Genomic DNA, 12,733 nt, shown 5'->3' with positions numbered 1-12,733 from the left:
GGGCTTGCAAGCGTCAGAGCGGCCGCACCGCCGGACCGGGGAGGATTTCCCGCAGGCCGCGTTCCAGCGTCATTCCGCGGTACTTCCACTGCATGGGGTAGCCGAGCGACACCTCCTCGAAGCGCACGCCGTCGCGCCAGAGCGTGGCCGGCATGTGGAGGTGCCCGGAGACGACCACCTCCGCGCGGAAGCGGGTGTGCCAGTCCTCGGTGCGCTTCGTCCCGCACCAGATGGAGAAGCGGGGGATGCGCGGCAGGCGCACGTGCTCGTAGCGCAGCGGGTAGTGGTTGATGAGGATGGTGGAGCAGTCGGGGGGCAGCGCCTGCAGGCGTGCCAGCGTGGACTCCACGCGCGCGGCGCACCAGGCGGAGCGGCTGAGGTACGGCTCGGGGTGCAGGAGCACCTCGTCCGTGCACAGCAGGTCCTCCTCCCACGCCCACTCCAGCGCCTTGCCCTCGGGCACGTGGTCCGGGCGGAACGAGTAGTCGTAGCCCAGGAACATGGGGACGAGGACGCGCGGCGGCCCCTCGCCGGGCCAGCGCGGGTAGGGGTCCTCCGGCGTGAGCGCGCCGTAGCTCCGGCACAGTGACACCAGCCGCTGGTAGCGCGCCTCTCCGCGCAAGGGGGGCTGCTCCGAGGGCAGCGTCCACAGCTCGTGGTTGCCCGGCACCCAGATGACCTGCCGGAAGCGCTCGGTCAGGGTGCGCAGCATCAGCTCCATCTCGGCCAGCGTCTCCCCGACGTCACCGGCGACGATGAGCCAGTCGTCCGGGTGGGCGGGGAGCGCTTGGAGCGCCTGACGGTTGTCGGTGTGGCGCAGGTGCAGGTCACTGATGGCGTAGAGCTTCATGGCGCGAAGCCCGCCACCTTAGCGCGCGAGAGGGCGGGCGTCGTCACCGGCTTGCCCTTCGGATTGTCGCCGGGTTGGGTCATGATCCGCCGTGCCCGGAAGGGGGACTCCTGGAGTGAAGGACTACTACGTACGTTTTCCCGCCCTGCCGATGACCCGGTCGGACGTCATGCATCGGCTCGAGCCCGTCCTCCAGGTCGAGGACCTCGTCCTCGCCGAGGACGAGTGCGAGGAGCTGGCGCTGGAGGCCCGGCTCCAGATGCATGTCTGGACGGGGAGGACCGAGCCGTGCCGGAGCGTCGCGGACGCGCTGAAGCAGGCGGAGGGCTGGCAGGGCGTGGCCGTTCACTTCCGGTATGCCCGCGAGCACCTCCGGGGCTCTCTGGCCGTGCTGCTCTGGAACTACCACCGGTCGGACCTGACCACCGTGGCCGTCTATGAGGACTCGGAGCGGTTCACCTGGCAGAAGGAGCACCCCGCCGCCTGGGCGCGGGCCCGGGGGCTCTTCCTGGCCATGAGTCGTGCGCTGGAAGCGTCCTTCTGCCACCTGGAGTGCGAGCCGGACCTGAGCACACCGACGCTCTACGAGGTGTCCGGCGCGCTGGAGAACGTCGCGGCGGGCCGCTACGTCCCCTTGTTGCTCGCGGCGCGTCCAGAGGTGCTGCCGGAAGCGCTCGACGCCGTGCGCGCGGGGAGCCGGTGCCGCGTCGTGCGCGAGCAGGGCTACGTGGTCATCGAGGACGCGCGCATGGGCACGCGGGACGAAGAGGTCGCGTGACCTGGGCGCGGTGGTGAAGTCACGGAAAGACGACGTCGCGTAGCGTGACGGTCTGGCCTCCCTCCGAATCCTGGAGCTTCAGCGTGAACGAGCCTCGCAACTCGTTTCCCCTGGGTTCCACCCCCAGGACGAGGTGCCCCCGTTCGCCCGGTCCCAGGTTCGCTTCCATCCATACGTCCAGCGTCTTCACATTCGCGCCCTCCGGACTCTCCAGTCGCGCGCCTCCGGCCTGCCAGGACTGGGCGCTGGAGGTGTTCTCCAACTCCAGCAGCAACGCCGCCTGTGAGCCGAGGCGATAGGTCCAGGCCGCACGTACCTCGATGGGCTGCTCCGGGAGACTGATGTTCCGGGTCGCGAGCGGACGCACGGCAAGGTCTGCTTTCTTCAGCGGCCCGTTCGTGAACAACCCGCCGAGACCGACGGAGCAATCCCGTGCGGAGAAAAGAGGGCCCATGTCTTGTCGCAGCCGTCGGTTCTCTTCGCGCAGCGCCTCCAGGGCCTGCCGCAGTTGCTGGTTCTCCTCGTGCAGGTCCTCCAGCTGCATCGGGTCGCGCTCCCTGGGCCGCGGGCGGCGACGCACCTCCACCTCTCGCTCAGCCGCGTCCTCGTCCACCAGCAGCGTCAACACCGCGCGCTCCTGCATCTGGCCATCCTGAAAGTGCAGAGTCAGCGTCAATCGTGCTCCCTCCGTAAGCCCTGCGGACGGCACCAGGGTGAGGGTGTCTCCGGCCAGTCGTACGCGGCGGAAGTGCCGGGGCTCCTTCACCTCTACGCTTGTCGGGGGCGTGTCGAAAAGCACCACGGTGCTGAGGGTGGGGCTGATGCGTAGCTCTGGCGGCTGACGCGCGGGCTCCGCGCCCAGCTCGATGACGCGCGCTCCTTCCCCCCTCTTCCCCACGGCGGATTGTCCGGCGGCACTGGCGGCAAGGAGCAGCGAGAGCACGAGGAGGGGAAGGGGAGGAGCGCGGGACATGAGCGTTGGACTCACTCGAAGCGGGGGACCGCCTCCAGTTCCACCTCGGAGTAGATGCGGGCGGAGTCGGGGCTGTCGTCTCCGGGCTCCCTGGGGACTCCCCGGTCACGCACCGGCGCAGTTCTCAAGATGAAGCATACCGGGTAGGTCTGTCCGTCTCGGGTGCTCCCCTGGTCGAAGTAGCCGTACACCCGGTCCGACACGAAGAGCCGCCCGGACACCGTGCCGTTGTTCAGCCGGCCGAGGCCGATGCCCACCCGGATCCGGACAGGCCCGTCACGCACGGTGAGCACATGGTTCGGTTGCTTGGATGTGGCGAACGTGGCGGAGCCGTCCTGCCCGCTCTCGACATCAATGCCGAGCTCCTGCATGGCCTCCACCGCGCCCGGGGGACACGGCTCGGAGCGAGGCGGCGGCCTCATCTGGGGCCCGCTGGAGCAGGCCAGCCCCGTGCAAGCGGCGGCGGCGGCCAGGGTGCGCCCCAGCGGCCCCCATCCTCCCGGGGGCGTGGGCGTATCGGTGGAAGGGGACGGCTTCATGGGCATGTCGGGCTCCTGCTGTGACGCCGCCGGAGCGGCGGCCGCGGAGGTGGACACCGCCAGGGGCGGCGGCGCGGCTTCGGCAGGTTCCAGCCCTCGGGCGGCGCGCGCCACTTCCCGATTCACCACGGCGCTCGTGTCCGGTGGCTCCTCTTGTTTCCTGGGCTCCTCGGAGGGCGCCTGTGCGAGGACCGCCGTCAGGTACACCCCCAGTCCAGCGAGCACCCCTGTCCGGAGCCAGACCCGAGTCCTCTTCGAGCGGCCGGTAGGCTTCCGCGCGACGCCCGCTCGTGGCGTCTCTGAAGGCCTGAGCGGCGCGGGCTGCGCGAATGCTTCCATGCGCGGGCCTGAGGGGCCCGCTTCCGGCTCCACGAGCCCGTCCACGGTGCGGGTCCGGTGGTCTCGTGGGCCTGGGCTCCCCGCCTTCATCACTCGAGGTGTGCTCCGGAGGCCGGCCACGGGCCCTTCCGGGGCCCTGTCGTGCAGCGGCACCTCCCAGTGGGTGTCCACGCCCGCCAGCAGCGCTTCCACCTCTTCGCGGAGCGCCTGGGCGCTGCCGCGCTCCCCGGGCTCCCGGGAGAGGAGCCGGAGACACAGCGTGCTCAGCACCTGGGGCACCCGGGAATTGGCCTCATGCGGAGGGATGGGCGGAGCTTCGAGCGCCGCCGCTCCGGCGAAGTCCACGTCGGGGAAGGGGTACTGCCGGGTGAGCACGCGGTAGAGGACGACCCCCAGCGCGAACAGGTCGTCCGTGGGCGCGGACGTGTAGCGGGCCTCGGGCTGGCGCCAGTGCGTCTCGCGGAAGGCCAGGGCCTCCGGGCTGCGGTAGAGCGGGGTGCCTGGAGGCAGCACCCCCTGCGTGAGGCGCGGAGCGCCGGGGTAGTCGCCCACGCCGAAGTCCACCAGCACCGGCTCGCTGTCCGACGCGCGAATCACGATGTTGGACTCCTTGATGTCGCGGTGCAGTACCCCCGCCGCGTGGACGACCTCCAGCCCCCGAGCCAGCCCCCGCAGGAGGAGGAGGGCCCGGCGCGCGTCGAGGGGCTCCTCGTGCATCCACAGGTGCAGGGGCCGGCCCTCCACCAGCTCCATGGCCAGGTAGAACCCGCGGGGCGCGAGGTCCGGCCACGTGCCGCAGGCACGGAAGCCCACCACGTTGGGGTGCTTGAGGCGCAGGAGGATGGAGACCTCGCGCTCGGCCCAGCCAGCGAGCCCTTTCAGGGGCTGGAGCTTGAGGGCGAAATGCGCTCCGCCGCGCCGGGCCCGGTAGACCGCGCCGGAGGCCCCCGTGCCCAGCAGCCCCTCCACCGTGAAGCCGCCGATGTCGGTGCCGTCCGGCACGGCCAGCAGGTGCCACACGCCCACTCCCACCTTCCTGGCGCCCTGTCCCATGTGACGCAACCTCCCGAGCCGGGGGCGGGTGGCGTGAGCCTCCATGACGGGAGGGCACCTGCCCGGGAAGGTTGATTAACATGGACTGGACGTAGTGGGTAGAGTGAGGCCGCCGCGGTCAATCCTTGGACCTCATCCACTCCGGCATGCAGATCGGGGGGCGGTCCTCGTCGGCTCGCGCGCAGTAGAACCCCTTGCCGCAGGAGTTGGGCTTCGCGGTACAGGTCGGGCGGCATTGCAGCCAGCCGCAGGCGCTCCCCTCGGGGCAGGGTGGGAGGCCGTCCAGGTCGCATCGCCGGACGCACTCCATCCACACCTGTCCGGGGGATTGTGGGAAGGCGGCCACGTCGCACTCCGTGCAGGTGGGGTCGTCCTGACAGTTGTGGCCATACACGACGGCGCACGCTGAAACCCCGTCATCATGCCGCACGCACCGCTGGCCCTCGGGGCAGCTTCGTCCCTCACAGGTCGGAAGGCAGAGGGGTTCGGGCGCCACGTTGGCGCAGAAGAAGCCTTCCGGGCAGGGGGGCGTGCCTTGCCTCCCGCAGGGCCGGGCGCACCAGCCTTCCCCTCCGCACAGCAGCTCTGAGCCGCATGCGGTATCCCGGGTGGTGGGCGTGCTCCAGCATGGCTGACCCTCCTGGCGCTCGCCCACGGTGACGCAAAGCCGTACCAGCCGCCCTCCGCCCACGGCCTCCACGCTCCGGCAGACCTCTCCTTCGGGGCATTGCACGTCCGTCATGCACTGGCTGTCGGTACACCAGGTCCACCGCCTCCGGATGTCGGACAGGCAGCTCAGCGGCGGCTCACACTCCGAGCCGTCGCGGCAGTGGCGGTGGTACGTCTGCAGGCGCATCTTCTCCTCGAACTCGAGGACCGGGCTGACGGGCAGGGCTCCTGGCTCGGGCGGAGGTTGAGGGGGGCTTCCCGCGTTGAGCAGCAGCAACACCAGAGGCAAGGGCAGTAGCAGGCCGATGACCGCGCCAGCTATCGCGCGCGTGCTCACTCCTCGTCCTCGGTGATTTGCGCTGCGGCTTTCTCGGGATTCGCCAGCAACCACCTCACGGCCGTCTTCCAGTGCATGGCTCTCCCCGTTGGCCGCGGGAAGGTACCCTGCCTGCGCGGACCCATCGGCGAAGCCGGGCAACTCCTGATAGAGGAGTGCAGCTCTAAGCCTCCACGTCATGTGTACCCAGAAACGAATGAAGGCCCGGCCGGAACAGCTCGTTCATTCGGCGGTGGCAGCCCCCCCAAAGACGCAAGACCCAGCGCCCGGTCCCGTGACGCTCGGGGAACTGGAGTCCCATCTGTGGGAGGCGGCCAATATCCTCCGGGAAAGTCCGGTCGACCGTACGGACGCGGACCGATTCAGACCTCGTCGAAACGGCCACCGAGGATGCCGACCCGCTCCAGGGCTTCCTTGAGCTCTTCGTTGACGATGATGGACACGTGGTAGCCCCAGAGCCGGAACACGCGGGCGTCACCGACTTTCGATGTGTCTATGCGCAGGCCGGCGACAGACCGGTATTGCCCGGCCTTGTCCGAGCGCACATCTTCCTTGGTGAAGTACTGCACCGCCTCGCAGGCTGCATCATCGATGCACCGGATTTCCCGCGCGACGTTCAGCAAGAAGTAGGGCTCTGATTGACCCTCGACCTCAACAGGGAAGAGCTGTACGTCTTGGGGCGCCATCTCGCGGAATACGGACGCCACCCGCCCACTGATGATCGGGGTTTGCCCAGCTCCGGCAAACTCGATGTCAAGCGGCTTGCCGGGCCTGAAGATGGGAATGCGCAGCCGTTCGGTTATCTCAACCGGTCGCCCCTGCATGAATGCCCAGATGTCTTCTACTTCCTCTCCTGCGAGGTTGGTCGGCTCCGCTAGATACCAACGCCCTGGCACATTCACATCGATCTTCAGGTCAAAGAAGCGCCTTGCCATGTTTCAGGCTCCGGGGTCCTTCGTGATGAGTTGACGCAGCAGGGTTCCTTCCTGCGATGAGGGATGCTGTCAGGGCGATAGCGACGAACTTCATGATGGGCTCGGGTGCCACCAACGTGACGAGCGCCCTTCCTATCAGGGTCGTCACCAACGCGCGGAGTGCGGTCGGGTTCGCATGGTCCTTGATGGCTTCTTCCACTCCATCCCAGACGGTATCGATGGCGAAGTAGAGCGCCATCATGCGCCGCTCCATCGGGCCGAAGGTGAAGCCTCCTGTAATGAGACGGAGGCATCCGTCCGGGTCGCTCTGCCGCTGGCAGATTCGCTCGTACGACGAGGGCGTGTTCCTGCCTTGCGCTCCGTCGACGTAGCCGCCCGAGGACGCGAGCAATGAGCGCCCTTCGTCTCGCTCCGCCTCGTTGAGGGCTACGTTCAACTGCATGACGGAGTAGCACCTGGCATCGGTGGCGATGAGCTTCGCGCCGGGCACGATCTTCTTGCTGACCTGCCGCCAGCCGTCGACCAACGCGCGCTGCCTCACTTTTCCCCGGTGGAATCAGTGCTCGAGCTCGCCCGGAGCACGCAGGTGCGTCGAAGCGGGCCGCGTGTCCGCGGCTTCCGGCGGCGGCATGCGGGGGAGCTCGACCGTGAAGGTGGCACCTTGCGCCGGATGGCTTTCGACCCGGATGGAGCCGCCATGGGCCTCGACGATTCTCCGGCAGATGTACAGACCCAGCCCGAGACCGCCGTAGTGGCGCACTGAAACCGCTCGCTCGAAGCGCTCGAAGATCCGGGCCTGCCGGGACGAGTCGATGCCGATGCCCCGGTCCGTCACGGCGAGGCGCGCCGTCCCGTTGTCCTGTGTGATGTCGATTTCGATGGGTTTCCCACCGCCGAACTTCAGGGCATTCGAGAGCAGGTTCGTCAGCACCTGGTCGATGCGTGAGCGGTCCCACCGGCCCATGACCGAGGGCGCGCCTCGAATCGTCACGGAGGACTGGGTCTGGGTGAGATCCGATGTGAACCGCTGGACCACCTCACGCGCGAGGGACGCGAGGTCCACCTCGGAGAGCTCCAGGACGAGGCTCCCGGACTCGATTCGTGACACGTCCAGCAGCTCGCCAATGAGGCGGTTGAGCCGCTGTCCCTGCCGCCATGCAAGGTCGACCGTTCTGTCCAGGAGGTCGGGCTCGAGAGTCCGCCCCTTCCGGGTCGCGCGGAGCACGCTCTGCAACGAGAGCGACAGCGACGTCATGGGGGTGTTGAGCTCGTGGGAGGCGACCGAGAGGAACTCCTCGCGAAGGCGCAGGGCCTCGAGGGTGCGGCGGTGCAGCCGCGTGTTGTCGATGGCGATCGCCGCGCGCTGAGCCAACTCCCGGGCAAGCTCCAGGTCCTCACGCCCATATGGGCGGCCGGGCTTCGCCGAGGCGAGCGTGAGCACCCCGAGGTGCTGTCCTCGAGCCACGAGCGGGACGACCATCGCCGTGTGTGCGCCCAGCGCCTGGAGGAGCGCGCGCGAGGACTCATCCAGGGGCGACGTTCGCAGTGACGCATCCGAAACCTCCGGGAGGAGGGACGGCTCCACTGCCTGCTGGATGCCCAGGGAGAGGGCGGGTGGGGGGGAGTCCCAGCCGGGGGGACTCCGCTGCTGGGCGTCGGAATGTGCCGCCGCCACCCGCTGGAGCTCTCCGCCCGCCTCGAGCACGTCCAGCAGACACCAGTCCGCGAATGAGCGCACGCAGAGCCGGCTGAATCGCGCGAGGATTTCCCCGGAGTCGAGTGATTCGGACAGGAGCTGTCCTGCCTCGGCGAGAAACGCCGCGCGGCGTTCGGCTTCCTCCGCTGCCGTCCGTGCCGCCTGCTCCTTGGCCAGCAGCAGCGCATTCTCCAACGAGATGGCCGCCTGGGTGGCGAGCAGCTCCAGGGTCGCCAGCCGCTCCGGCGTGAATGCGTCGGAGACGAGGTTGTTCTCGAGGTACAGAATGGCGACGACCTCCGCCTGCCGGAGGACGGGCAGGCACAACACCGACCTCGGCTTCTCGCGGGCAAGATACGGGTCCGACGCATACCGCGCCCGCACGGCGTCATTCAAAATCACGCGCTCCCGCGTCCGCCGCACGTACTGGATGAGCGAAATCGGGACGCGCGAGGACGATGCGGCCGGCACCGACGGCAGCAGCTTCGTCGTCACGCCCTGCTCGTCGAAGGCGGCCTCCGCTTCGAGGGTCAGCTCGCCGTCCCTGGGAATGATGAGCGCGCCTCTCCGTGCGCCGCACTGCTCGAGCACGACCTGGAGCAGCGTTCGCACGAGCTTGTCGAGGACGAGCTCCCCGGAGATGGTCTGCGACGCCTTGACCACCGAGAGGAGGTCGAGCTGCTCGGCCCGGGCGGCGAACGTGGCAGCGGGGGCGAGCGCCTGCGACTCGCGGACCTGGGGATGGTGCTGGTCGAGCTGCCGCACCTTCTCATCGGCGCCCCACCGCGAGTAGCACGAGCGGGCCTCGCGGAGGTAGGCATCGGCGGCGAACGGCAATCCTCGCCCCCGGTAGAACTTCGACGCGAGCTCGCACGCGAGCGCTTCGTTCTGCACGAAGCCGTTGTCCCGCGCGGAGCGGATGGCCTCCTCGTAGCGGCGCTCGGCATCGAGCTCCCGTCCTTCGATGCGCGCGACCTCGGCGGACACCAGGGCAAACCGGTTCTGATAGTTCTCGGGACAGTGCCGCGCCCAGAGCTCGTGTCTCCGTAGTTCCTCCGTGAGGAGCCGTGCGAACTCGCGCTGCCGCTCCTCGGAGACCCGCGGATGGAGCGCTGCCAGGGTGAGCGCGTGGTAGAAGTGGTGGGTGGCCTCGATGGTCGTGGCCAGCACGGCCCCGATTTCCGGCGCCACCCGCCCGGCGCATGCCAGCGCCTCGTCGTACCGCCCGAAGATGAAGGCGGAGACCTGCTTCGCAATCTGGAGGGCGACGAGCCCGGTGCCGAAGTTCGCCCGGACCAGCTTCGCATGGCATTCGGATTCGCTGAACTGCTCATCGTCGAAGCTCGCCAGCTCCCGCGTCCGTCCCTTCAGGCTTGCCACGAACTGCTGCTCCGCGGTGATGAGCTCCCTCATGACGTCGTTGTGGGATTCGCGCGCGAACGCCACGTATTTGCGGGCCTCCCGGAGAACGTCATCGAGCGTGTCGCCCCGCTCCACCGCCAGCCAGGTCGACCAGAAGCCATGGTACGAGGCGAACACGAACTCCCCGACGTCCAGAAAGGCGGGCAGGACCCTCTCCAGGATGGGGGTGACGGTGGACATCGGCTTGCGCCAGCAGTGGATGAAGTGCGCATGCAGGTAGAGGATGATTCCCCGCTGCCGGAGGTCGCCGAACTTCTCGTTCAACCGGATCGACATCTCGGAGAACTCGAAGGCGGAGGGAATGTCGCCGAAGACCGAGATGAGCAGCGTGCCGTAGGCGCTGTACGTGAAGCAGGAGTCCTCGGTGTTCCCGTGCCGCAGGGAGAGGTTCAACGCCCGCATGACAATCAGGGGGAAGACCCTGGGCCGGCCGATGTTCGCGCAGGGCATGGCCGTGACGAGCAGCCGGATGATGGCGCGCACGTTGGGGTCGGTCGCGACCGGAGCGTCCACGAGGTCGGCGATGCGGCGCCCCCGCAGGTTGAGCGAGACCTCCCGCTGCTCCGCTTCCAGCGCTCCCCCGAGGGCCGAGTCCTCGTCCGGGAGGCTCATCCCGAAGAGCCGGAGCCCCTCGAGCATCAACGTCACCCCGTCCCCCGGTCTGCCGATGACCTGATACATGCGCATCCGGAGGGTCCAGACCTCGACGCGATCAAGATGGGTCCGCGCCTTCTCGAGCATCAGGCTGAACAGCATGTCGGCCTGCTGGAAGTGGCCGACCAGGACCTCACTCTCCGCGAGCTCCAGGTGGAGTGCGAGCGTCTCTTCGTAGTGCGTGCTCCACGCCTCTGGCGGCAACAGCCGCGCCGCCTGGGTGAGGTAGCCAACGGCCGACGCGTAGGCGCTGGACGCCTTCGCCCTCCGCCCGGCCCGGAAGTCCAGCCGGCAGAGCAGGGCCCGCTCACGCTCGTCGACGATGAGCCCGGCCCCGCGGTTGAGCTGGGTGACCAGGTCGAACAGCCGCTCGTCGGCCGGGGCCTCCCCGAATCGCGACATCAGGAACCGGCCAATCCGCAGATGGACGGCGGCCCGCGACTCCTCCGGGATGAGCGCATAGGCCGCTTCCCGCACGCGATCGTGGACGAACGTGTAACGGCGCCCGGCGCAGACGAGGAGGCCCGCACGGACGGCTTCCCACAGGGCCGTCCGGGTCTCCTCCTCGTCGCGGCCGAGCAGCGTGGCGGGCAACTCGAGCTCCACGCTGCTGCCCGCGCCGGCGGCGAGCTTCAGGGCCTCCTGGGTGGCAGTGGGGAGCCGCTGGAGCTTGCCCGCCATGAGCTCGGCGACATTGTCCGTGAAGCCCTTGGCGCGGATCTTCTCGATGTCCCAATGCCACGCCCTGGAGGAAGCATCGAACGCGATGAGGTGCTCGTCATGGAGCGCGGTGAGGAACTGGATGGCGAAGAACGGATTGCCCGCCGTCTTCTCCTCCAGGAGCCTCGCGAGCGGCCCCGCTTCTTCGGGGAGGCAGTGCAGCGCATCGCCGAGGAAGGCGGCGAGGTGCGCCTCCTGGAGTGGACGGAGCACGATGCTCGAGACATGCGCGGCGGCCTTCCGCAGGCGCTCCAGCATCAGCATCAAGGGATGGCTGGCGGACACTTCATTGTCGCGATAGGCCCCGACGACAAAGAGGTACCGCAGCTCGGGATGGGTCAGTAGATCCACGAGCAGTGCGAGGCTTCCGGAGTCGGCCCATTGGAGGTCGTCGAGGAAGAGGGTGAGGGGGTGTGGCTTCTGTGCGAAGACGCCAATGAAGTGCCGGAACACGGTACGGAAGCGGTTGTGCGCCTCGGTCGGTGGCAGCTCGGGAACCGGCGGCTGCCGGCCGATGATGTGCTCCACCGGTGGAATCACGTCCACGATGAGCTGGCCATGGTTCCCGAGTGCGGCCTGAAGCCGCTGCTTCCATTCGGCGATGCTCTCCTCGCTCCCGGCGAGGACGTCCAACACGAGCTCCCGGACTGCCTGGACCCCCAGCGCATACGGAATGTCGCGCTGATAGGGGGCGGCCTTCCCGGACGCGAAGAGTCCCCGAGCGGCGACGATGGGCTTGTGAAGCTCGTGGACCAGTGAGGACTTTCCAATGCCCGCGTACCCGGAGACCTTCATCAGCTCCGGCGTCCCCGTGGCGACGACCCGCTCGAAGGCGGCCAGCAGGGCGGCCTGCTCCTCGTTGCGCCCATACAGCTTCCGCGGAATCTGGAAGCGGTCGGCCCCGTCGTCGCGTTCGCCTGGCGGAAACGGCGCAATGCTCCCGCTCGCGCGCCATTGCGCGAGGCAGGTCTCGAGGTCGCGTTGCAGCCCGGCTGCGCTCTGGAAGCGTTCTTCGGGCTGCTTCGCGAGCAGCTTCATCACGATGGCCGAGATGGCCTCGGGCACCGTTGCGAGCACGTCCGCCGGGGGCAGAGGCGACCGGGCGATGTGGCAGTGCACCCACTCGAGCGGATCCTCCGCCTCGAAAGGCAGCCTCCCGGTCAGCATCTCGTAGAACGTGATGCCCAGCGAATACAGGTCGCTGCGCTGATCGAGGCTCCGGTTCATGCGCCCCGTCTGCTCGGGAGACATGTAGGGGAGCGAGCCCTCGATCCATCTCGTGCTTCCAATGGGCCCATGTTCATCCGGCAGGCGCGAGGCGATGCCGAAGTCCACGAGCTTCACCTCTCCCGTGCCGGGGTGGACCAGGACGTTCTGCGGCTTCAGGTCCTTGTGGATGACGTTGCGCTGGTGGAGCTCCGCGACCGCCGCTGTGAGCCGTATCGCGAGCGGAAGGAACCGCCCCGTCTCCATGGGGGGGCCGAGCTGGCCGTCGAGCGACGCGCCGCCGAAATCCTCCATGACCAGCGCGGGCATGCCGCGAAACGTGTCGAGCGCGAGGGGAGCTACCGCGGGCGGGAGGTGGAGCGTGCCGAGGAGCTGGTACTCGTGTCTCAGGCGCTCGAGGTCCTGCGGGCGGTGCCCGGGCGCGAGCACCTTGAGCACGACGGGGCGCCGATCGCTGTCCCGGAGCCCCCGGTAGAGGAGCGTCCGGCTGCTCTCATGAAGCGTCTCGGTGACCGTGTACATGGGAACGTCATGAATTAGA

At 68.6% G+C, this 12,733-nt stretch carries 7 protein-coding genes; 1 reads left to right on the top strand and 6 read right to left on the bottom strand.

Features of this window, described 5'->3' with window-relative positions; all coding sequences use genetic code 11:
* Positions 1 to 13: 13 nt before the first annotated feature.
* Positions 14 to 850, bottom strand: coding sequence for a metallophosphoesterase (locus K8638_RS18045; RefSeq protein WP_223755781.1), 837 nt, complete (start codon positions 848 to 850; stop codon positions 14 to 16).
* A 115-nt stretch (positions 851 to 965) separates the two neighbouring features.
* On the opposite strand from K8638_RS18045, the gene K8638_RS18040 reads away from it, so the two are divergent.
* Positions 966 to 1,628, top strand: a complete 663-nt coding sequence (locus tag K8638_RS18040) for a hypothetical protein (protein WP_223755780.1) — start codon at positions 966 to 968, stop codon at positions 1,626 to 1,628.
* A 19-nt stretch (positions 1,629 to 1,647) separates the two neighbouring features.
* Here the strand turns inward: K8638_RS18040 and K8638_RS18035 are convergent, their stop codons facing one another.
* The 5 genes from K8638_RS18035 to K8638_RS18015 all read right to left on the bottom strand — a co-directional run bounded on the left by K8638_RS18035 (position 1,648) and on the right by K8638_RS18015 (position 12,714).
* Positions 1,648 to 2,601, bottom strand: a complete 954-nt coding sequence (locus K8638_RS18035; protein ID WP_223755779.1) for a DUF2381 family protein — start codon at positions 2,599 to 2,601, stop codon at positions 1,648 to 1,650.
* An 11-nt stretch (positions 2,602 to 2,612) separates the two neighbouring features.
* Complete coding sequence (locus tag K8638_RS18030) at positions 2,613 to 4,532, bottom strand: serine/threonine-protein kinase (RefSeq protein ID WP_223755778.1); 1,920 nt, start codon at positions 4,530 to 4,532, stop codon at positions 2,613 to 2,615.
* Positions 4,533 to 5,900: 1,368 nt separating this feature from the next.
* Complete coding sequence (locus K8638_RS18025) at positions 5,901 to 6,473, bottom strand: imm11 family protein (protein WP_223755777.1); 573 nt, start codon at positions 6,471 to 6,473, stop codon at positions 5,901 to 5,903.
* The gene (locus K8638_RS18020) at positions 6,454 to 6,999 is read right to left on the bottom strand and encodes a hypothetical protein (protein WP_223755776.1); all 546 of its coding nucleotides are present in this window, start codon (positions 6,997 to 6,999) and stop codon (positions 6,454 to 6,456) included. Before K8638_RS18020 ends, K8638_RS18025 begins: the two co-directional genes overlap by 20 nt.
* Before the next feature lie 30 nt (positions 7,000 to 7,029).
* Positions 7,030 to 12,714, bottom strand: a complete 5,685-nt coding sequence (locus tag K8638_RS18015; protein ID WP_223755775.1) for an ATP-binding sensor histidine kinase — start codon at positions 12,712 to 12,714, stop codon at positions 7,030 to 7,032.
* Between the last annotated feature and the right edge of the window lie 19 nt (positions 12,715 to 12,733).

Source organism: Myxococcus sp. RHSTA-1-4 (genome assembly GCF_020037125.1).
Lineage (GTDB): Bacteria > Myxococcota > Myxococcia > Myxococcales > Myxococcaceae > Myxococcus.
The sequence above is the reverse complement of the archived record's forward strand: the minus strand, read 5'-3'. Positions and strand labels throughout refer to the sequence as shown.

Excerpts from the sequence above, each read along its gene's own strand:
- K8638_RS18030 (WP_223755778.1), bottom strand. The coding sequence starts at position 4,532 with ATGGGACAGGGCGCCAGGAAGGTGGGAGTGGGCGTGTGGCACCTGCTG.
- K8638_RS18045 (WP_223755781.1), bottom strand. The coding sequence starts at position 850 with ATGAAGCTCTACGCCATCAGTGACCTGCACCTGCGCCACACCGACAAC.
- K8638_RS18035 (WP_223755779.1), bottom strand. The coding sequence starts at position 2,601 with ATGTCCCGCGCTCCTCCCCTTCCCCTCCTCGTGCTCTCGCTGCTCCTT.
- K8638_RS18025 (WP_223755777.1), bottom strand. The coding sequence starts at position 6,473 with ATGGCAAGGCGCTTCTTTGACCTGAAGATCGATGTGAATGTGCCAGGG.
- K8638_RS18015 (WP_223755775.1), bottom strand. The coding sequence starts at position 12,714 with ATGTACACGGTCACCGAGACGCTTCATGAGAGCAGCCGGACGCTCCTC.